The following is a 21149-nucleotide window of genomic DNA, read 5'->3' on the forward strand; positions in this document are numbered from 1 at the left end:
TCCTTCCTGCACGCTCACAGGACCTTCAGGAACGCCGCGAGCGCATCGCGTTCCTCCCGCGTGAGTTTCAGCGGCATGAGCAAGGGATCTTGGACCGGCGCAGGCCCATCGCCGTCGCGCCGGGGTCGATCCTTGCCCCCTCCGGCGTTGTAGAGCGCCACGACGTCTTCGAGCGTCGGGAACAGGCCGCTGTGCATATACGGCGCTGTCCGGCTCAGCCCGAGCAGCGAGGCGGTGCGGAAGCGCCCGACATCGCCCGGATCGCCTGTCACTTCGTAGCGCCCCGGATCTTCCCTGCTGCGTCCATAGAAGCTGATGCCGAGGTTGTGGAACGCCCCGTCCGACAGCAGCGGACCGCTGTGGCACGAGACGCATCCCGCTTTAGTGCGAAACAGGTGAAGGCCCTGCACTTCCCGATCGTCCAGGAAGCGCCCGCCTTTCGACACCACCCGGCTCCAGCGCGTGCGCGGCGGTGCCAGCGTTCGCTCATAGGCGGCCAGCGCGCGGGCCACATCCCCGATCCCAATCCGCCGGGTGCCGTCGGCGGCCTCGAAGGCTTCGCGATAGTCGGCGCGGCGGCGCACGCGGGCCGCCACGATGCGCGTGTCGCCCGCCATTTCCTTGCCGTCCATGATCGGATGCAGCGCCTGGTCCTCCAAGGTCGGGCTGCGGCCGTCCCAGAACAGCGGCGTCATCCAGGCAACGGCGTACAATGTCGGGGCATTGCGGCGTCCGCGCTGCCGCCTGTCACCGAAGGACGTGCGCAAGCCGTCGCCAAGGCCGAGTTCCGGATTGTGGCAGGACGAGCAGGCGATCTGGCCGCTGCCCGACAAGGCAGGGTCGTCGAACAGCCGCTTGCCGATGGCCGCCAAGGCCGCCTCCTTCGCTCCGCCGGACGGCAGCGCGGGCAGCGGCGCGAACTCCCGGAACCTGGCCCCGTCCCTGAGCACGGGACGGGGCCAGGTTTCCGGCAGACCATCGTAGAGGCGGCGAAGCTCCGCCGCGCTCGGCATGGCTTCGCCGTTCTGCACCGGGGCAGGTGAGATGGGGCGCGCGGGCGGCTTAGCCATCTGCCCCGACGCCTGAACCGCGATAACGCAGACGGCGGCGCAGATCAGCGCCCGGCTGACCAGATTTCCGAACTCGAATCCCATCAGTAGCGATACGTCATTCCCAGCCACACCGACCGGCCGTACTGATAGGGCTGCGATGTCGTCGAACTGTTGGGCGACGGAGTCCGGTCGAACAGGTTGGCGACGCGCGCTTCCAGCGTCAGCCCGCCGAGCGGCGAGCGGATCACCTCGAACTGGGCGTTGAGATTGGCGTCGATCGACTTGGGATAGAGCACATAGTCGTAGAGTTCGTATGTCACGCCGCCGATCGTCGTGCTGTCATCGGTGGATTCGATACGTGTGTAGCTGTTGCGATAGCGCAAGTTGAGGTTGGTCGTCAGGCGGTCGTCCAGCCACCAGGCCGTCCAGGAAGCGTTGATGATGAGCGGCGCCGCCATGCTGGCGCGCTGGTTCATCTCGTCGACGGCAGAAAGCGACAGGAGGTTGCCGTCAAGCGCGACCATGGTGGCATCGAGGGCGTCCTCGGCGCTGTCGAAATAGTCCCAGTTGCTCGATACCGTCTTCGAGAAGTTGGCGTTCACCGCGATCGAATGCTTGCCGAAGCTGCGATTCCATTCGATCGAAACGCCCTTGTAGGAACTGGAGCCGTCATTGATAATGACGTAATTGGTGTAAGTGCCGGTCTTCCCGTTATCGAGCAGGGTCGTCAGAGTCTCGCCCGCCGAGCGCGTGAACTCGTCCTTAGCCTCGCGGTAGATGCCCTTCACGCGCAAGCTTCCGCCCAGTACCTTGGCCGACAGCGCCGCCGACAGTTCGTCGGAATAGGGCGTCTTCATATTGCCGTCCGAATAACTGGCCGAACGGTTGGTGGAGTTGAGGTACCAGCCGCTGTCGGAATAGACGTTCATGCCGCCGCTCACCGTCGCAGTGCGCCGATAGGCGTAGTTGTCCGGATATTGCGAGCGCAATGCATAGGACAGCATCGAGCGGCCGTAATAGCGATTGGCGCCGAGCGTCACGCTCCACCCGGCCCAGGGCAAATCGTAAGTCGCGGAAAGACGCGGCGCGAAATTGTGATTGCCGAGGAAGCTCTCGTAATCGTGGCGCAGCCCCACGCGGGCGGAGAAGCGGCCGAAGCTCGCGGCATATTCGGCCCAGCTGCCGATACTGTCGAGGCGCACCCGCGCGGTATAGGCGGCATAACGGTTGGCTGCAGTCAGCGCGTATTCGCCGCTCACGCAGGTCATGCTGTCGCCGTCCGCGCAGACGATCGTGCCGGCCAGCGTGCGCGAGGTGCTGGTGGTGTAGGACCAGTTCTCCTCCGGACGGCTGCGCATGGCGTCGATGTGCTGGTAGTCGAAGCCCGCCGAGAGCTTGCCGGGGCCGATATCGCGCGACCATCGGCCGGTCAGCCCATAAGTATCCTGCGACTGGTCGAGATCGCCGAAGCTGCCGAACGTGCAGTTGGTCGAGGAGCAGATGCCGCCATTCGTCGTCCACGAGGGGATCACGTAGCGCGTCGGTGCGGTGTCGCGCCCCGTATCGTTGTGCGAGAACGTCGCCGTCACGTTCCAGTCCGAACTGCCCGAATGGGCGAGTTCCATCTTGCCGGTTATCCCGCCCCCCTTCGAGGTGATCGTGTTATCGACCGCACCGTCATCGGTATATTCGCTGCTGTAGGGCGAATAGACGAACTGGCCGGTGAGCTTCAGATCGGGTCGAAGATCGGCATCGAACTTGGCCAGCACATTATCGCTGACGCTGGTCTGGCCGAAGCGGGTGCTGCCGTAGGTGGCGGCGCGCTGATAGATGACATCCGCGCGCGACCGGTTGTAGGCCAGCAGCAGGCCGACATCGGCCGAAACGGGAACGTCCAGGGTAACGCCGTAGCGCCACTTCTCGAACGACGGCTTCTCGGGCATTTCCTGCCCCGCCAGCGCTTCGCGAGAAGCATCGGAAATCTTGTAGTTGGTGAGCGCATCGGAGCTGTAGGAAACCGAACTCGTGACGCCCCATTCCCGCCTGGGCGCGCGGGTCCTGATATCCAGCGCACCGCCGGTGAAACGGCCATACTGCGCCGAAACGTTGGAATCGCGCACCGTCATCTCGCCGATGAGATTGCTGTCCACCCAGATCGATTCCGCGCTGGCGCCCGCCAGCTCGTATGTGCTCTGGGGCGTGCCCTGCGTGGTATCCACACGCGAATTCACGTCGATGCCATCGAGCGTGATGAGATTGTCGTAATAGCGTCCGCCGGAGATCGAGATATCGGCAGGACGCAGATCGAGGATGTCCTCGCGCGTGGCCAGCCCCTCGTCGTTCGAGAACTGGACGGTCGGCAGGATCTTCAGCAACTGGTTCGCATCGCCCGAACCGGGCGCGCGGGCACGGATGTCCTTTTCGCCGATGGTGCTCTCGCCGGAGGCACTGCCGGTTCCCATCGCATAGACTTCATCTGCACTGTCGCCGTCGGCCACGACTTCGGGAAGCACCTGGGCGGAAGGATCGCTGCCGCCCGCTGCTTCCTGTGCGCTGCCCGAGGGGAACGAAGCGAACAGAGCATTGCCGCTGGCAAGCTGGGCCAGGGGTTCCAACGCCACCGTGCGATCGTCGACCCAGCGCCAGGCAAGGCCGGTCCCCGACAGCATGACGCCGAGCGCCTCCGATGTCTCGAAATCGCCCCTGACCGCGGCAGTGGCGCGGTCCGATACGAGCCCGCCCTCGGCGGTGATCTGGATACCGGACTGGCGATTGAACTGGGCGATGGCGCGCAGCAGCGACTGTGCCGGGATATCGAAACGGCGCACCGTTTCGTTCTGCGCCGCAGCAGGGGCGACAGTCGCCGTCGTGGCCAATGCCGAAGTCGCCAGGAGCGCCGCAGCCAACACGGCCCGCTTCGTTCTCCTGTAGCTCACTGCCCCATCCATCGATCGAATCTCCTGAAAAACGGACCTGATGCTATTGCGAGGCAACTGCACAAGCCGGTTGGTCAGAGTGAGACGACCGCCATGTTCGATTTTCCAAAAAAAAATTTCACGCCGGGAAACGAATTCCCATGGGCGCACCGGAAACCCTGGTTACGAGATAACGATCATCCACGGCGTGATCCGCCGCACTTTGCCGCCGGCGTGCTCGACGATGGCCGCCAGCGCATTTTCAGGCTCGTGCGCGTTGTAGACCCCATCGACCCGGCTGCGACCGAGCGCGCGGTTCAGCACGACGATACGTCCGCGATACCAGGGCCGCAGTTCGTCGATGACCTCTCCGATCGGGCGATTGTGGGCGATGATCGCGCCATCCTGCCATGCGCCGAGCAGGTTTGGGTCCTCCGCGCCGCTCTCGATCCGATGCGCTGCACCGACCCGGACCCATTGGCCTGGCGACAGTTCGCGCGAAACACCTTCCGCCGCCACGCGCACGCGCCCACGCTTGAGTGAAACCGCAGTCGCATCGCCGACGCGCCGGACATCGAAACTCGTTCCCAGCACGGTCATCCGCACATCTCCGGCCGTGACGCGGAACGGGGCTGCCGGGTCATGCTCGACATCGAACCAGGCCTCTCCCGCCAGCAGGCGAACGGAGCGGGCATCGGCACTGTAGTCCACGGCAAGGGCGCTGTCCGGCCCCATGCGCACGGTGCTGCCATCCGCTAGTGTCAGGCGGCGCAGTTCGCCGGGGCCGGTCACATAGTCGGACTGGACGCGCAGCAAGGCGGCAGGGGCGAACCAGAGCGCCAATGCAGCGGCAACGGCCCCCGCGACCATCCGGCCATATCGGACCGGCCCGGTGCGTCCGGTATCCCGGTGCCGCCAGGGCCACCGAGAAACGCGCAGCGGAGCAAGATCACCGCCGCGCCATTGTCCTTCCAGTTCGGGACCGACCGCGGCGATCGCCTCGAAGGTTTCCGAAACCGCGACCCACGCGCAGGCATGGGCGGGATCAACATCCAGCCAGGCCTCGAAACCCAGGCGCAGCGAGGCGCTGTCCGGTTCCTCGCGAAGACGGATCAGCCAGTCGGCAGCCTGCTGGCTGGCGGTGCGTTCGCTATCGCTCATGGACAGGCTCGAATCTGCCTCGGAGCGCGGCCAGAACCGTCCGATGCGTTTCGCAGGAAAGGGGCGCGCGAACCTCATGAAAGCAAGACGCTCCGACGCATCGCTTTTCCAAAAAGAATTTTTTCATGAGAGATCGCGCCGGTCGATCCCGCATCGCGTGGAGCAGGTCGCCAGGCCGTCCGCGATCAGCAAATGCGCAAGCGATACGGAAATTCCCAAAGAATCAGCGATTTCGCGCAGCTTGTAATCGCCGAACCGATACATCTCAATCGCTACGCGCTGCCGCTCCGGCAAATTGCGCAGCACGCCCATGACGCATGCCAGGTCGCGCCTGACGAATGCCGTCTTTTCCGGAGTTGCCTGCCCATCGACCGCCGTGCGGGTAGCGCTTTCCATATCGCCGCCCATCAGCCTGGTTTCGCGGACGCGCTGCCGCAGCGCATCGATCGCCAGATTTCGGACCGTCGTGCGCAGATAGCCGAGCGGCTCGCGCACATCCTTGCCACTGCTCCGCAACGACAGCGCCAGCCAGGCTTCCTGGACGATATCTTCGGCCTGCTCGCGATTGCCGACAACTTTGGCAGCATAATCGACGAGTGCCGGGCGATGCGCCAGATAGGCATTCATCGTCGGTGTCTCGTCTGGCGATGCTTGCGATTTCCTGCTGTTCAATGGGCATCCTTTCGTGCCCGCTGATTCCGGAACGATCGGCACCCGCCACTATTGCGATTCACTCGCAAACACAAGATTGCAATGCGCCGCGCACGGATTTTCCATCTCCACACACCTGCCCTCCATGTCTGCGCCGCACGACGTAATACCGATCAGCGCAAGCATTTTACGCCGTGACGTCAATGAGTTCATCCAGCCCATCACCGGCAGTTTCGAGGCCGACTACGCACCCCCGAAATCGACGAAACGGCAAGTGTGCGGCCGTCGACATCGCGCCATGATCGAGCGGCTGAGAAAGCGCGAGGCCAAGCCGAAAGGCACGCTTGCACCACACCTCTCGGCCATCGGTTATGCAGACACATGCCGGTCGGCAGTGGTGAGCGGCCTGCATATGCGCCCGAGAACCTTTCTACGGACGGACATGTCGCGCCGCGATATCGATGAAGGCGCGCACCTTGGGTACGCGAAATCGCGCAGCGGGCCACAGCATCGTCAGTGTCCCCACCTGTCGGATTTCGCCGTCCAGAACGGCTTGGAGCGCCCCCTCTGCAATCGCGTCGCGCACCATGAAGCGGGGGAAACAACCGATACCGGCCCCATCGAGTGCAAGTCGATACAGCGGGTCGATGACGCTCGCCGTCAGGCTGACCGGAGCCTGGTAATCCGGGGCCGAGCGCATCGCCCAGGGGGTAATTCGGCCCGCCGCCGATTTCTGGCGCAGACAGATGTGGTGGTGCAGATCATGCGGTACTGTGGGTATGCCGCTGCGCTTGAGATAAGCGGGCGCCGCCGCAAGTTGCCATTCAATAGTGCCGAGAACCCGGCGCAACAGACGGGAATCGCCAGTTTCCCCGGTCCGCGCAACGACGTCGAAACCTTCATCGACAACATTCACCAATCGATCGCTATAATCGATCTCCAGTTCGACCTGAGGATGAGCCTCCGCGAATGCGGCAATCGCTCGGCTGAACAGGGTACCGGACACCGGCAGGCTGATCCGCAGACGTCCGAGCGGATCGCCGGCCAGTTCGGCCAGTTCCGCTTCGCCCGCCCGCAGTTCCCCCAGGATACGACGCGCGCGCACCAGAAATAGTTCGCCCGGTTCGGTCAGGACGATGGACCGGGTCGTGCGCTGGAACAGGGTCGTCGATAACTGGGCCTCCAATCGTGCGATCGCCTTGCCGACCGCCGAGGAGGAGATGCCCAGCGACTGCCCGGCCATCTTGAAGCTTCGTGTCTCGGCCGCACCGACGAAAGCGCGCAGGCCCGAGAGGCTGTCTACAGGATCGATCATTACGAACTTATGATCCGCAATGATCGGAATTGCACGTCACTTAATCGGCAAAGCCCTTGCGCCTATCTGGAGGGTAATCGCTTTCCCTATCCAAGGACTACCATGACCGACCTGTTCTCTCCGTTCGATCTTGCCGGTACCACGCTCTCCAACCGTATCGTGATGGCACCGATGACGCGCTCGCGGGCACCGGAAGACATCGCGACCGACACGATCGCCCTCTATTATGCCCAGCGCGCGACGGCTGGGCTGATCGTCAGCGAAGGAACGCCGATTTCCCGCGAAGGCCAAGGCTATCTGTTCAACCCCGGCATCTTCACGCCCGAGCAGATCGCGGGATGGAAACGCACCACCCAATCCGTCCATAGCCTGGGCGGCCGCATCTTCGCCCAACTCTGGCACGTCGGCCGCGTATCGCATCCCTCCATCCAGCAGGATGGCGCATCGCCGGTCAGCCCGAGTACGAAAGTCGCGAACGGAGCAACCGCCTTTGGCTACGACGCCGAGGGCAAGCCCGGTTTTGTCCCGACGACGGCACCGCGCCCTCTGGGCACCGAAGAGGTCGGCCGCGTCGTGATGGACTTCGCCGACGCCGCCGCCAATGCAGTGGAAGCAGGATTTGACGGCGTCGAAATCCATGGCGCGAACGGATATCTGTTCGAACAGTTTCTGAATCCGACCGTCAACGACCGAACGGACCGCTATGCTTCGGACAACATGGAAAACCGCTTGCGCTTTGCCCTGGAGGTCGTCGATGCGGTGATCGCGCGGATCGGACATCAACGCGTCGGCATTCGGCTGTCGCCATTCGGCAAGCTGTTCGACATGGCCCATTACGACGCCATAGAGGAAACCTACAGCGCATTGGTCGCAGCACTCGGCGAACGAGGGATCGCCTATCTCCATCTCATGGACCAATCGGGATTCTTCTACGATGAAGGTTCCGCCGTACCTGTAACGGAACGAATTTACGCGCTGCTGCGAGACTTCCGAAAGAAGCTTCCGGAAACGGCCCTGATCCTTGCCGGCGGCATGACCCGCGAGCGGGCCGAGGCCCTCATCGCCGACGGCACGATCGATCTGGCGGCATTCGGGCAGCCGTTCATTTCCAATCCCGATCTTGTCGCGCGCCTTCGGAACAATTGGGCACTGACCCCGCCGGACCGCGAAACCTATTACGGCGGCGGAACCGAAGGTTTCGTGGACTATCCGGCCTATCAGCCCGCCTGAACCTTGCGCCGGCCGGGCTTTCCATTGGTTGGCCCGGCCGTTTTCGTATCAGAAGTCCTTTGAGACTCTGACGGTGAGTCTTCCGTCGCGTTGGTTTGATGCGCCGCGCAGGCCGAGTTCCATGTCGAAGACCCAGGCCGAGAGGGTGTAGAGACCGCCGCCGAGGGCCACCTCGTACTGGTCTCGGGTCCAGCCATCGGTGCGGATGCCGTAGAACGCCTGGCCCGGAATGTCGGCGTAGTCGAGGAACTGGGCGCTCGAGTCCTGGAACTCATGCGACCATTCGAGGCGCACACGGGGCCGGAAGCTGCCGATCAGCAGGCGCTTGTCGAGTTCGAAGCGTCCGCCCAGCACGCCCGCCAGAGAATTGGCGTCGCGCTTGTCGAAGCGCAGGTCCATGATCCCGGCGCCGTTCTCCCGGTAGGCATCGAGCGTGCCGCTCAGCCACTCGCCGCGGCCGTAGAGCGACCAGCGCAAGTTGCCGCTGATGCGGTCGAGGCCGGTCGAGGCGGCGCCGAACCACATGGAGCCGTCGCGCGATCCGCGCGTCAGCGCGCCGTCGACGATCCGCCGGGTCTTGAAGCGCAAGTCCCCGTAGCCGATCACGAAGTCCACGAACATGCCCGGGAACGGCGCCGTGCTGCCATAGGCGGCGGCCACGCTGCTGCGGCCATGGAGCCGGGCGGCATTGTCGCCGATCTCGCTGTCGTCGAAGCCCATGCCGCCGCCCAGCCCCACGGTGACGTCGGGCGAGAGCTTGATATCCGCGCCCGCGCTCAGCCCGCTGGTGGCGATGGAGATCTTGTCGCGGTCGTTGGTGCGGTTGCGGGTGCCGAGGGCAAGCTGGCCTCCGGTCCAGACGGCGACCGAACCGACCTGACGTTCCGTGCCGCTGCTCGGCCCCTCGCCCTGCCCGCTGCCTTCCGGACCTGCGGCCCCTGCATTCGCAGTGCGGGCATTCATCGGTGCGCGCGGATCGAAGCCGGTCGCATAGTTGCCGGGCCGTCCGCGCATCCGGTCGACCAGTTCGAGTTCGTCGGCCGGAGTGCCCATGCCGAAAGCGCCCGATACCGATCGCCGCATGTCGAGAATGCCCAGCGAGACACCCATGCGGGCCTTGCCGGAACCGCCGCCGTTATGCAGCTGCTCGGTGCGTTGCAGGAAGTTGCGGCTCTGGGTCTGGGCGAAGCGCCGGGTCGATTCGACCTGGGCATCGCTCAGCGCACGGATGTTCGGATCGAGCGAGGGATCCGGGCGCGCGGTGACGGTGATCGTCACGGTCGCCGGGGCCGAAGTGCCGAACAGGTTCGACAGAGTGTAGGTGACGAGGATCGTGCCGCCGTAGTGCGGCGCGGGCGTCACTTCCAGCCGGTAGGTATGCGCGCCTGCCGGCCCCTCCTCGACGATCTTCGCGGTGGCCTTGTCGGCAGGCGCGATGCTGACGATCGCGGCGCCGGTGAAGGGTCCTTCGGTGGCCCCCTCGGTCAGTTCGATCGAGACGGGCTGGTTGTCGATCGCCTCGGCGGTCTTGGCCGCCGCGGTCGGCACGGTTCCGGTCACAGTGATGGTGACGGTGGCCGGCGCCGAACGCCCGCCCGGCCCCACCGCGACAAACCCGAAGGTGTCGGTGCCGGAGAACCCGGGATTGGGCGTATAAGTCGCGATCGCATTGCGCGTGCCGCGCAGCGCGACAGTGCCGTGCGTGGAGGTTCCGGCCAGTTCGACGGCGGTATATTCGCCCGCCACCAGAGCGGCGAGGTCGATGTCCACCGACTTCTGCGCCTGGGTGGAGGAGACCACCGATCCCGTACCCGCCTTGGCGGTCGGCGCCGGGGGCACCGCGACGTCGAGGCTGACACTTGCCGTGCCGGAGGTACCGCCGGGTCCGGTGGCGGTGAAGGTGAAGCTGTCGGCGCCGAAGTAGCCGGTGTTCGGCACGTAAGTCGCGGTATTACCGGCGATCGTCACGATCCCATGGGCCGGGGCCGCCGCGACCGCAAGGCCGGTGCTGATGCCGCTTACCGAAGGCGAGAGATCGATCGCGGTGCCGGGGCTGTCATAGGGAACGGCGACGCCGCTCTTGTCGTGCACGGTCGGTGCCGGCGGCGTTGCCACCACCAGGCCGACGGTTGCCGGAGCCGAAGTGCCGCCCGGCCCGCTCGCGGTATACGTGAAGCTGTCGGCTCCGAAGTAGGCGGCGGCGGGGACATACGTGATCGTATCGCCGCTGACGCTGGCGGTGCCGTGGGCAGGCGGCGTGGCAATGGCAAGTGCCGTGTAGACGCCGCTCACCGAGGCCGAGAGATCGATGGCCTGGCCGCTGCTGCCGTAAGCCACGGCTACGCCGTCGCGGTTTGCAGCCACCGGCGGTGCGGGCACCGCCACGTTCAGGGTCACGCTGGCCGGGGCCGAAGTGCCGCCCGGCCCGCTCGCGGTATACGTGAAGCTGTCTGCTCCGAAGTAGGCGGCGGCGGGGACATACGTGATCGTATCGCCGCTGACGCTGGCGGTACCATGCGCGGGCGGGCTGGCGACGGCGAGCGCGGTGTGGACCCCGCTCACCGCACCCGAGAGGTCGATCGCGGTACCGCTGCTGCCGTAAGCCACGGCTACGCCGTCGCGGTTCGCCGCCACCGGCGGTGCGGGCACCGCCACGCTCAGGGTCACGCTGGCCGGGGCCGAAGTGCCGCCGGGGCCGCTCGCCGTGAAGGTGAAGCTGTCGGCCCCGAAGTAGCCTACCGCAGGGACATACGTGATCGTATCGCCGCTGACGCTGGCGGTGCCGTGGGCAGGCGGCGTGGCGATGGCGATCGCGGTGTGGACCCCGCTCACCGCCCCCGAGAGGTCGATGGCCTGGCCGCTGCTGCCGTAAGCCACGGCAACCCCGGTCCGGTCGGCGACGGTTGGGGCGCCGGGCGTGGCGATGGTCAGGCTCACGCTGGCAGGTGCAGAGGTTCCGCCGGGTCCACTCGCGGTATAGGTGAAGCTGTCCGGGCCGAAGTAGCCTGCCGCAGGGACATACGTGATCGTATCGCCGCTGATGCTGGCGGTGCCGTGGGCAGGCGGCGTGGCGATGGCGAGCGCCGTGTGGACGCCGCTCACCGAGGCCGAGAGGTCGATGGCGAGGCCCGCGCTGTCATAGGGGACGACCACGCCGCTGCGGTTCGCGGCCGTCGGCGCCGCCGGAGTGGCGATGGTCATCGTGACGGTGGCAGGCGCCGAAGTGCCGCCGGGGCCGGTCGCAGTGTAAGTGAAGCTGTCGGCGCCGAAGTAACCCGCGGCCGGAGTATACGTCACCACATCTCCGGCAATGCTGGCCGTGCCATGCGTCGGCGCCGTGGCAATCGCAATGCCCGAATGGACACCCGTGATCGAACCGGCGAGGTCGATAGCGGTGCTGCTGCTGCCATAGGGTACGGCGATCCCGCTGCGGTTCGCAGCGGTCGGCGCGGCCGGAGTGGCGACGACGACCGTGACGGTTCCCGGCGCCGAAGTACCGCCCGGGCCGGTCGCGGTATACGTGAAGCTGTCGGCACCGAAGTAGGCGGCGGCGGGAACGTAAGTGATCGTATCGCCGCTGACGCTGGCGGTGCCGTGAGCAGGCGGCGTGGCAATCGCGAGTGCGCTGTGGACGCCGCTCACCGCGCCCGACAGATCGATCGCGGTGCCACTGCTGCCATAGGCGACGGCAACCCCCGTTCGGTCGGCGACGGTCGGCGTGCCGGGCGTGGCAACCGTCAGGGTGACGGTTCCCGGCGCCGAAGTGCCGCCTGGGCCGGTCGCGGTATACGTGAAGCTGTCCGGGCCGAAATACGTGGCCGCAGGAACGTAGGTGATCGTATCGCCGCTGACGCTGGCGGTGCCATGCGCGGGCGGCGTGGCCACGGCGAGCACGGTGTGGACGCCGCTCACCGCGCCCGAGAGGTCGATGGCCTGGCCGCTGCTGCCATAGGCGACGGCAACCCCCGTCCGGTCGGCGACGGTCGGCGTGCCGGGCGTGGCGACGGTCAGGCTCACGGTTCCCGGTGCCGAAGTTCCGCCGGGGCCGGTGGCGGTATAAGTGAAGCTGTCGGCACCGAAGTAGCCCGCGGCCGGGGTGTAGGTGACGACGGTCCCGGCCACGCTCACGGTGCCGTGCGTCGGCGCCGTGGCGATCGCCATGCTTGAATAGGTGCCGGTGATCGCGCCGGAGAGGTCGATCGCGGTGCCGGTGCTGCCGTAAGCCACGGCAAGGTCCGACCTGTCGGCAGCGACCGGGGCGGCCGGGGTGGCGACCGTCAGGCTGACGGTGGCGACGTTCGAGAGGCCGCCGGGGCCGCTGGCGGTGTAGGTGAAGCTGTCGGGGCCGAAATAGCCGCTCGTCGGCGTATAGGTCACCACGTCACCGGCAATGGTGAGCGTGCCGTGCGACGCGGTCGAGGCGATGGCGATGGTGCTATGCGGGCCTCCGCTGATCGAAGCAGAGAGGTCGATCGCGGTGCCGGTGTTGTAGGCGACCGTCACTCCCGGCTTGTCTGCCGCGATGGGCCGGTCGATGAACGTGAAGCTTGCGCCGGTCGGGCTGGCCTGGCCGTTGACGGAAACCGTCACGGTGACATTGCCCGAGCCGGTGGCGGGTGCGGTGACGGTGAGCGAGGTGGCACTGGCGCCGGTCACGTTACCGGCGACCGATCCGAACTGGACGATATTGTTGCCGGGCGTGCTGCTGAAGCCGGTACCGGACAAGGTCACCACCTGGCTGGGCGGTCCGCTGCTCGGTGAGATCGCGGTGACCGTGGGGGTCACGGCGATGGCTGCCGAGACCGCACCGGGGGACGAGGGATAGCCTGCCGGGGTGAAACTGGCGACGCTGAAGCTGGCCAGCCCGGCACCCGAGGCCTGGTAGGGCACGGTCACGGTGCATACGCCTGTAGGGATCTGGATATTGATGAAGTCGAGCTGGGTGCCGCTCGGCGCCGAGGTGTTTCCTGCGGAAATGCCGCAGCTGCCGCCCACACCCGGAAGGCGCGTGAACACGCTGCCGTTGGAATGGAGCGAGGTGGTGAAACCAGGCGTCGTTCCGGCATTGGGATTGATGAAGGTGACGGTGAGCTGGCCGCTGGTTCCCACCGTGGCGGGCGAAGGCGCATAGCTGAGTGCGACACTCACCGCACCGGCAGGGGCGATGGTGAAAGTCTGCTGGGCCTGCGCGGCGGCGTTCCAGTTGGCGTCGCCCGCCTGGTTGGCATTGATCCGGCAGGTGCCGGGGCCGGCGAACGTGAGCGTGGTTCCGGCAAGCGCGCAGCCGGTGCTGCCCGCATCCAGCGAATAGGTCACGCCGAGCCCTGAAGTGGCACTCGCCGCGACCGTATAGCTGCCGCCGACTGCCGCCGAGGACGGTGCGCTCGACGTGAAGCTGACCGACTGGTTGCCCTTTGCGATCGCGACGGTGACGATCGGGCCAAGAGCCGTGATCGGCTGACTGTCGCTGGCGGAGATCTGGTAACTGAAGCTGCCAGCTACCGTCGGCGTGCCGGTCACGATGCCGGTTGCCGTATTGAGCGAAGTGCCTGGCGGCAGCGCGCCCGCATTGAGCGCATACGAATAAGGTGCGATGCCGCCGGAAGCCGCGTTGGTCTGGCTGAACGTGCCGCCCACGATCAGGCCGGTCGCCGCAGCCGAAGTGACAGCGAGCGGAGCCGGGGTGACGGCGAAGCTGCGGATCACGCTGGGGGCAGCGCTGTAGCTGCTGCTCCCTACCTGATCGGCCTGGACCGAGCAGGTTCCCGGCTGCAGCAGGGTGAGCGCCGTGCCGGACACAGTGCAGACCGGCGTGGTCTGCGAGGTGAAGCTGACGGCAAGGCCCGAGCTCGCGGTCGCCGAAAGGGACAGCGGCGAGGCCGCGATCGAGACGTTGGGCAAGGCGCCGAAAGTGATCGTCTGGGTGCCTTGCGCCACGATCAGGCTGACCGTCGCCGGCGCGGAGGTGCCGCCCACACCGGTAGCGGTATAGGTGAAGCTGTCGGGTCCGGCATAGCCAGTGGTGGGTGTATAAGTGACGACATCGCCCGCAATGGCGACGGTGCCGTTGGCCGGTCCGCCGGGAACGGCGATGCTCGTATGGCTACCGGTAATGGACCCGGTCAGCGTGATCGGGGTCCCGGCACCGAAAGCAACCGTCCCCGCATCGAGGTTGGCGGCGATCGGCGCGGCCACGTAAGTATACTGGTCCGAGGCCGAAGTTGCGCTGGTTCCCGCCGCTGTCGTGACCCGCACGTCCACGGTGCCGCTACCGGCCGGAGCGACTGCGGTTATCTGGGTCGCACTGCCTCCCACGAACGAGCCCGAGGAAATCCCGCCGAACGAGACACCGGTGGGATTGGAGAGGTTGGTGCCGGTGATCGTCACCGTCGTGCCGCCGCCGATTGGACCTGTCGTCGGTGAAATGCCGGTGACGGTCGGAGCCTGGATCACGGTGGTCGAATCGCTGGCCGAAGCGGAAGCACTCGCGCCGCCTCCCGACAAGGTCACCGAAGGCACAAGCGGTGTGCCCGCATTGGCCGCAAACGTTGCGATCAGGTTGATGACGGGGCCCGTGCCGGGGCCGAAACTGCCGGTCCGCGTGCACGAGCCGGTCTGGCCCGCCGCCGAGCAGGTCCAGCCCGTGCCGGACAGGCTCGAAATGCTCATGCCCACCGGAAGGTTCAGCGTGGCCGTCAACGGCGCGCTCGTCGTGGGGGTGCTGGTCACACTCGGCGTGATCGTGTAGCTCATCAGGCCGCCTTGGGCCGCATTGCCTGCGTGGCTCATCGCGACGCCCAGCACAGGGTTGGACGAGCAGCTCAGGCTGATGGCGACCACGCTATCGCGTGAGGAAGGCTTGGGTGTGCTCGGAGGGGTCAGATAATTTGTATCGGCGATGCCGACCTGGAAGTAGTCATTGGGACTCGGTCCGGAAATAATGAAACTTCCCGAACCTGAAACCGCCGTCGAATCCAATACTGAACTGGATGACCATGCAGTTCCGTCGTTCTGAGTCCAGAGGACGTATATATAGGCGCCCTTGGTGTTTCCCGACCAGGAGTAGAAGACTCTCTCTCCATTGGCGAAAGTGTGCGGACCGGGGGTCGTGAATTTGTCGGTTCCGACGCCGTTCGAATCGACCGTGAATATGCCGCCGAGATTGTTGATCTCGTCACAACCGGTCGACGCAGCCCAGGCGCCCGTCGGCAGAAGCACCAGAATGGCGCCCAGGAAAACTCGAAAGAAAGCTCTGGCTGCACGACCAAGCGAAACACGTTGCGATGCCTGCTCGCTCCCACAATCGCGGAATCCACGACACATCCGAACGTCAGCAAGTCGCACGCCGCGTGAACGGAACAAGGTCCCGAGCCCCCACATATTAATTCCCCCAGCGCCGCGAAGCCCCTGGATACCATGCCCATCGGCATCCGAACGCAGCGCAATGAAACACTCCAGCCCTGGAGTGTAAATCTTGATTCGTGAATATTTGAAGTCAATTATGTTTACAATTCACTAATAATACAGCCCATCTAGATGCAGTCATGTCAAAATTAAAATTCTGAAACTGCGGATACTATGCACATTGGCAACAATGGTTCTCGACTGCATGTTCGCCTGAAATTCTCGATCATCTCTTTCGCGATGATTCGTGCACCCACATGGAGAGCAGGATGAGTGATCCATTTTTCGGTCAAATCATGCAGGTCGGATTTAATTTCGCGCCGGTAGGCTGGGCATCCTGCAACGGCCAGATCATGAGCATCAGTCAGAACAATGCATTGTTCGCCCTGCTCGGCACGACATTCGGCGGGAACGGCATGACGACGTTTGCACTGCCCAATGCCGGAGGACGCAGCCTTCTGGGCCTCGGGCAAAGCACGGCCAGCGGACAGACTTATGATTGGGGCGAAGTATCGGGAACGGAGAGCATCACGCTCACGACGGCCAATATGCCGGCCCATACCCATCAGGCGACCTTCATCGGTACGGCGGGAAATACTACGGCAAGCGGCTCGATCCAGGCGGTCACGGGCACCACCAATCAGACGAACAGTCCTGCAGAGGGATCGCTGCTGGCCAATGCCGCGAATGCCGGCCCCAATCAGGTGAAGGTCTATGCTCCGGCAGGAACGACTGGACCCGTCGTCAACCTCGGCGGCGTCGCGATAACCGGCGGCAGCTTCACACCGCAGGGTTCCGTTGCGGTGGGCGTCAGCGGCAGCAATATCCCGTTCTCGATCATGAACCCCTATCTCGCGGTACAGACCAACATCGCACTGGTGGGCATCTACCCGTCCCGAGGCTGAAATTACCGCCAGACGGCAGGCGGCCCCGCACCTTACGGAGCCGCCTCTGCCAATAGGTGCCGATCAGGCAAAAACGGCCTCGTAAATCCGACGATCGGGCTTGGGCTGCAATTGCGTGACACAAATGGCGTGCGGTCCGCCCTTTCCGCAATCGAACTCATAAGTTCCGTCGATCAGGTAAGTGTCCAGCCCGGATTCGAAGTAAAGCGAAAATGGAACGCGGACATCGAAACCCGGAATGACGTTCCGCCGGTGAATACGCTCAAGCGTAATCTCCACAAGTTCCGGCACTGTACCAACACGAACCTTGCGGCCGACCCATGGCTCAAAATCTTCCGGTGTAAGCAGCATCATGACTTGTCGACTTCCCCTTCGACGAACGAATCCTTGTCCGGCGTCGGAACGTGCCACGAACACAACCGGTCGTGAAGCCTGTACATATTTGCACCGAACAAGACCATGAAGGAGACGGCAATGAGTTCTTCTTCCCTAAAACGCTTCCCCGCACCGACCCCGCTTCCTGATCCGACAGAAGCGCTCAGAGCATTGAAGATCGAATTCATCCCGGCGACCGCTGCGGATATTCCCTTCCTTCGCGCGCTATACCGAGCCTGCCGCTTGCCGGAACTGCTCATGACACCATGGAGCACCGATCAGAAACTGGCCTTTCTCGACGATCAGTTCACTCTCCAGCACAATCATTTTCTGAAGCTGTACCGCAAAGGCGATTTTCATTTGATCCGCCAGACAGGCCGCCTTGTCGGGCGCCTTTCCTTCGATCGCAATGACCGGGGCTGGGCCCTGATCGACATCCTGCTGACAGCGGACGGGCGCAGCCAGGGCATCGGCACTGCGGTGATCCGCTGGATGCAACAATCCGTCATCGCCGCAGAGGCAAAACAGTTGCGGTTGAGCGTCGCCCACAACAACCCTCGCGCCCGCAAACTCTATGACGATCTGGGTTTTCGCGAAACCGAAGCCACCGCGACCCATCTCGGAATGGTCTGGACCATCCCCAGCACCATCTCGGACGCTCGCCTGCCGTACAGCACCTGTCCATGATGCTCCGGCAGTGCCAGAGGTGTCGCAGAGGCCTGACCTTACCCCTTGCCCTTCAGCGCCGAGGGCAGGCTGGCCGCGATCCACGGCGAGGCCTTTTCGTAAGCGTGGCCCACCTGCAGAACGGCCAGATCCGCATGGCGCCTGCCAATGATCTGAAGGCCTATGGGCAGCTTCAGTGCGCCGCCGAAACCTGCCGGAACCGCCAGCGTGGGCAAGCCCGCCATCGTGGCCGGCAGGGTCACTTCCATCCAGCGATGGTAGCTGTCCATCGGCTTGCCCGCGATCTCGGTCGGCCAGTGCTCGCTGACATCGAAGGGGAAGACCTGCGCCGTGGGGAGCACCAGGAAGTCGAAATGCTCGAACGCGGCCTCGAACGCGTTGTAGATCCGGGTCCGCCCTTCCGAGGCCGCAGCGAGTTGCGGCCCGGTCAGCTTCATCCCGCCTTCGACTTCCCAGATCGCCTCCGGTTTCATCAGGGCGCGTTTGGCGGGATCGTTGTAGAACGCCTGAAGATCGGCGCCGACCGACCAATGACGCAAGGTCTTGGCGGTCTGCCACATGTCCGCCGCAGGCTCTGCCAGTTTCGCGGCCTCCACTTGCATGCCGGCGGCCTCGAACGCCTTGAGTGCGCTGGTGCAGGTCTCCATGATGCCGGCTTCCATCGGCAGCGCGCCGTCCAGATCGCCCAGCCATCCGATCCTGCCGCCCTTCCAGTCGCGATCGAGCGAGCCCGCGAACACCGCCGGATCGTCACCTAGCGAGAAGGGCGCGCGTGCGTCGCCGCCCGCCTGTACCGAAAACAGCATCGCAAGGTCCTTGACCGTGCGGCCGAGCGGCCCCGATGTCGCGAAGTTCTGCCAGAACAGGTCGCTGTTGGGTACGGAGGGGACGCGGCCGAACGAGGGGCGCAGGCCGAAGACGTTGTTCCAGCCGGGCGGGTTGCGCAGCGATCCGCCGAAGTCGCTGCCGTCCGCCACCGGCACCATGCGCAACGCCAGCGCCACCGCGCCGCCCCCGGTGCTGCCGCCCGCAGCCTTGCCATGGGCATAGGCATTGTGGGTGGTGCCGAACACCGGGTTATAGCTGTGCGACCCCAGCGCGAATTCCGGGACGTTGGTCTTGCCGATGAACAGCGCGCCAGCCCGGCGCATCCGCGAAACGACAAGGCTGTCGGCGGCGGGAATGTTGTTGCGCAGGATCGGCGATCCCTGAGTGCTGGAGATGCCCTTGACCGGGGCGGTGTCCTTCACCGCATGGGGAAAACCATGGAGCGGGCCATGGAAGCGGCCGGCGGCGGCATCCTCATCCATGGCGGCGGCCTGCTGCAGGAGCGTATCGCCGTCCACGCGCGAGACGATTGCATTGAAGCGCCGGTTCAGACTGTCGATCTGGGCCAGATGGGCGCGCATCACCTCGCGACTGGACAGGTCCTTGCGATGGATCGCGGCGGACAGGTCGGTCGCGGTCATCATGACGATTTCGTTCCCGCCGCCCTGGGCAGCGGCCTTCGCAAAGGCAGGTGCGGCGGCAGTCGTCAGGGCAATGGGCGCGGCAGCCAGAACCATGCGGCGGTTCGCGGTGACGCGGTCGAGGATCGTTTCGCCCATTGTATTCATCTCCAGCCTTGGGTGGCCGCTTCTTCACCCCGGCGGTAGCGCGGTAAAGGACCAATTTCGCCTTGCGACGCGGGACCATGCCCGCACCGCCCATCGGGTTCGCGCCGCTCAGGCCGCCCGCTGCAACATGCCGAACAGATCGCGCGGGTCGTCGGGATCGGCGATGATGTCGAGCTGCTGGAAGAAGTCCGTGCCTTCCAGCTTGCCCAGCAGATAGCGCAGGGCCGAGAAATCCTCGATCGCGAAGCCGACGCTGTCGAACAGGGTGATCTGGCGGGCGTCGCTACGTCCCTGCGCTTCACCGGCCAGCACCTTCCAGAATTCGGTGACCGGGTAGGACGCTTCCATCTGTTGAATTTCGCCTTCGATGCGGGTCTGCGGCTCGAATTCGACAAACGTGGATGCGCGGCCAAGGATGTCCTTGTGCAGTTCGGTCTTGCCTGGGCAGTCGCCGCCGATGGCGTTGATGTGGATGCCTGCGCCGACCATGTTGTCGGACAGGATCGTGGCATAGGACTTGTCCGCGGTGCAGGTCGTGACGATCTGCGCCCCTTCGATCGCCTCCTGCGAGGTTTCGCAGGCCACAACCTTCAGACCCGAGCCGGCCAGATTGCGGGTGGCCTTGCGGGTGCCTGCGGGATCGATATCGTAAAGGCGTACTTCCTCGATGCCGACGATCGCTTTCATGGCGATGGCCTGGAATTCCGCCTGCGCGCCGTTGCCGATCATCGCCATCACGCGGGCGTTCTCCGGGGCAAGGCGGCGTGCCACCATGGCGGACGTCGCGGCGGTGCGCAGCGCCGTCAGCAGGGTCATCTCGGTCAGCAGCAGCGGATAGCCGGTATCGACGCGCGCCAGCAGCCCGAAGGCCGCGACCGTCTGCAACCCCTTTGCGGTGTTGCTGGGGTGGCCATTGACGTATTTGAACGCATAGGCATCGCCATCAGAAGTCGGCATCAGTTCGATGACGCCCTCCTGCGAATGCGAGGCGAGCCGGGGCGCCTTTTCGAACAGCGACCAGCGCAAGTAGTCGGCCTCGATCGCATCGGTCAGTTCACGCAGCACGTCCTCGATCCCGAAATGATGGACGAGACGCATCATGTTCTCGACGCTGACGAACGGGACGAAGGCAAGCGAGGAAGGCGGCGGAGCCATGGAGATGTCCTTTACTGGAATGGGCTGGGGACGATCCTAGGTCGGCGCTCTGCTGGTAAAAATCGCAAGACCGCCTTGCAAGGTGCTCATCTTTGTACGAACATTGCAGCGTTATTGTACAATTTGCATAGAGAGCGGTTTTCGCGTGTCATCCTTGGCAAAGTTCATTCCCGACGATCTCGATCGCCGCATCATCGGGCATCTGCGGGCGGATGGCCGCGCCTCGCTGTCGAAGCTGGCCGATGCGCTGGGCGTCGCGCGCGGTACCGTGCAGAACCGGCTCGACCGGCTGATCGACACCGGAACGCTGCTCGGTTTCACCATCCGCGTGCGCGACGATTACGAGGATCTGTCGGTGCGCGCCGTTATGATGATCGAGATCACCGGCAAGTCCACCACCCAGGTCATCCAGAAACTGCGGGGCATGGTCGAAATCCAGACGCTGCATACCACCAACGGAAAATGGGATCTGGTGGCGGATATCCGCACATCCAGCCTGTCGGAATTCGACCGGGTACTGCGGCAGGTTCGCATGATCGACGGGGTACTGAACAGCGAGACCAGCCTGCTGCTGAGTACCGTCTGAGGGAAACCGTGCCCCTCCGCGACTGGCCCCCTCTCCGCTTCCGAACTGGATGTTTCCCACTCGCTGCTGCGCAGCGATGGAAAGTCCCTAGATCAGG

The 21149-nt window shown here is 64.8% G+C and carries 13 protein-coding genes; 4 read left to right on the forward strand and 9 right to left on the reverse strand.

Going from position 1 to position 21149, the window contains the following annotated elements; translation table 11 throughout:
• Window positions 1-14: 14 nt before the first annotated feature.
• The 5 genes from ACZ1II_RS06305 to ACZ1II_RS06325 all read right to left on the reverse strand — a co-directional run bounded on the left by ACZ1II_RS06305 (window position 15) and on the right by ACZ1II_RS06325 (window position 7094).
• The gene (locus ACZ1II_RS06305; protein ID WP_465143565.1) at window positions 15-1154 is read right to left on the reverse strand and encodes a cytochrome-c peroxidase; all 1140 of its coding nucleotides are present in this window, start codon (window positions 1152-1154) and stop codon (window positions 15-17) included.
• Window positions 1154-4000, reverse strand: coding sequence for an energy transducer TonB (locus ACZ1II_RS06310; RefSeq protein ID WP_465143566.1), 2847 nt, complete (start codon window positions 3998-4000; stop codon window positions 1154-1156). The genes ACZ1II_RS06305 and ACZ1II_RS06310 overlap by 1 nt, the downstream gene beginning before the upstream one ends.
• A gap of 150 nt (window positions 4001-4150) precedes the next feature.
• Window positions 4151-5128: a FecR family protein gene (locus ACZ1II_RS06315; RefSeq protein ID WP_465143567.1), complete on the reverse strand. Its 978-nt coding sequence runs from the start codon at window positions 5126-5128 to the stop codon at window positions 4151-4153.
• A 123-nt stretch (window positions 5129-5251) separates the two neighbouring features.
• Window positions 5252-5755 carry a sigma-70 family RNA polymerase sigma factor gene (locus ACZ1II_RS06320; RefSeq protein ID WP_465143568.1) on the reverse strand — a complete coding sequence of 168 codons (504 nt, stop codon included), beginning with the start codon at window positions 5753-5755 and terminating at the stop codon, window positions 5252-5254.
• A gap of 454 nt (window positions 5756-6209) precedes the next feature.
• A complete protein-coding gene (locus tag ACZ1II_RS06325) occupies window positions 6210-7094 on the reverse strand; it encodes a LysR substrate-binding domain-containing protein (protein ID WP_465143569.1) in 885 nt (294 codons plus the stop codon).
• 102 nt (window positions 7095-7196) lie between these two features.
• On the opposite strand from ACZ1II_RS06325, the gene ACZ1II_RS06330 reads away from it, so the two are divergent.
• Complete coding sequence (locus ACZ1II_RS06330; protein ID WP_465143570.1) at window positions 7197-8324, forward strand: alkene reductase; 1128 nt, start codon at window positions 7197-7199, stop codon at window positions 8322-8324.
• A gap of 48 nt (window positions 8325-8372) precedes the next feature.
• Here ACZ1II_RS06330 and ACZ1II_RS06335 read toward each other — a convergent pair whose 3' ends face one another.
• The gene (locus ACZ1II_RS06335) at window positions 8373-15164 is read right to left on the reverse strand and encodes an Ig-like domain-containing protein (protein ID WP_465143571.1); all 6792 of its coding nucleotides are present in this window, start codon (window positions 15162-15164) and stop codon (window positions 8373-8375) included.
• 821 nt (window positions 15165-15985) lie between these two features.
• On the opposite strand from ACZ1II_RS06335, the gene ACZ1II_RS06340 reads away from it, so the two are divergent.
• Complete coding sequence (locus ACZ1II_RS06340) at window positions 15986-16633, forward strand: phage tail protein (RefSeq protein WP_465143572.1); 648 nt, start codon at window positions 15986-15988, stop codon at window positions 16631-16633.
• Window positions 16634-16696: 63 nt separating this feature from the next.
• Here the strand turns inward: ACZ1II_RS06340 and ACZ1II_RS06345 are convergent, their stop codons facing one another.
• Window positions 16697-16987 carry a DUF6916 family protein gene (locus tag ACZ1II_RS06345; protein WP_465143573.1) on the reverse strand — a complete coding sequence of 97 codons (291 nt, stop codon included), beginning with the start codon at window positions 16985-16987 and terminating at the stop codon, window positions 16697-16699.
• Between the two features lie 120 nt (window positions 16988-17107).
• Here ACZ1II_RS06345 and ACZ1II_RS06350 point away from each other — a divergent pair, with 120 nt between their 5' ends.
• Window positions 17108-17695, forward strand: coding sequence for an N-acetyltransferase family protein (locus ACZ1II_RS06350; RefSeq protein ID WP_465143574.1), 588 nt, complete (start codon window positions 17108-17110; stop codon window positions 17693-17695).
• 38 nt (window positions 17696-17733) lie between these two features.
• Here the strand turns inward: ACZ1II_RS06350 and ACZ1II_RS06355 are convergent, their stop codons facing one another.
• A complete protein-coding gene (locus ACZ1II_RS06355) occupies window positions 17734-19302 on the reverse strand; it encodes an amidase (RefSeq protein ID WP_465143575.1) in 1569 nt (522 codons plus the stop codon).
• Window positions 19303-19419: 117 nt separating this feature from the next.
• Window positions 19420-20466, reverse strand: coding sequence for an ornithine cyclodeaminase (locus ACZ1II_RS06360; protein WP_465143576.1), 1047 nt, complete (start codon window positions 20464-20466; stop codon window positions 19420-19422).
• 145 nt (window positions 20467-20611) lie between these two features.
• Here ACZ1II_RS06360 and ACZ1II_RS06365 point away from each other — a divergent pair, with 145 nt between their 5' ends.
• Window positions 20612-21052, forward strand: a complete 441-nt coding sequence (locus ACZ1II_RS06365; protein WP_465143577.1) for an Lrp/AsnC family transcriptional regulator — start codon at window positions 20612-20614, stop codon at window positions 21050-21052.
• The last annotated feature ends 97 nt before the right edge of the window (window positions 21053-21149 follow it).

This window comes from Novosphingobium sp. BL-S-20, from assembly GCF_055521635.1.

Excerpts from the sequence above, each read along its gene's own strand:
- ACZ1II_RS06305 (WP_465143565.1), bottom strand. The coding sequence starts at position 1,154 with ATGGGATTCGAGTTCGGAAATCTGGTCAGCCGGGCGCTGATCTGCGCC.
- ACZ1II_RS06310 (WP_465143566.1), bottom strand. The coding sequence starts at position 4,000 with ATGGATGGGGCAGTGAGCTACAGGAGAACGAAGCGGGCCGTGTTGGCT.
- ACZ1II_RS06315 (WP_465143567.1), bottom strand. The coding sequence starts at position 5,128 with ATGAGCGATAGCGAACGCACCGCCAGCCAGCAGGCTGCCGACTGGCTG.
- ACZ1II_RS06320 (WP_465143568.1), bottom strand. The coding sequence starts at position 5,755 with ATGAATGCCTATCTGGCGCATCGCCCGGCACTCGTCGATTATGCTGCC.
- ACZ1II_RS06325 (WP_465143569.1), bottom strand. The coding sequence starts at position 7,094 with ATGATCGATCCTGTAGACAGCCTCTCGGGCCTGCGCGCTTTCGTCGGT.
- ACZ1II_RS06330 (WP_465143570.1), top strand. The coding sequence starts at position 7,197 with ATGACCGACCTGTTCTCTCCGTTCGATCTTGCCGGTACCACGCTCTCC.
- ACZ1II_RS06340 (WP_465143572.1), top strand. The coding sequence starts at position 15,986 with ATGGAGAGCAGGATGAGTGATCCATTTTTCGGTCAAATCATGCAGGTC.
- ACZ1II_RS06345 (WP_465143573.1), bottom strand. The coding sequence starts at position 16,987 with ATGATGCTGCTTACACCGGAAGATTTTGAGCCATGGGTCGGCCGCAAG.
- ACZ1II_RS06350 (WP_465143574.1), top strand. The coding sequence starts at position 17,108 with ATGAGTTCTTCTTCCCTAAAACGCTTCCCCGCACCGACCCCGCTTCCT.
- ACZ1II_RS06355 (WP_465143575.1), bottom strand. The coding sequence starts at position 19,302 with ATGGGCGAAACGATCCTCGACCGCGTCACCGCGAACCGCCGCATGGTT.
- ACZ1II_RS06360 (WP_465143576.1), bottom strand. The coding sequence starts at position 20,466 with ATGGCTCCGCCGCCTTCCTCGCTTGCCTTCGTCCCGTTCGTCAGCGTC.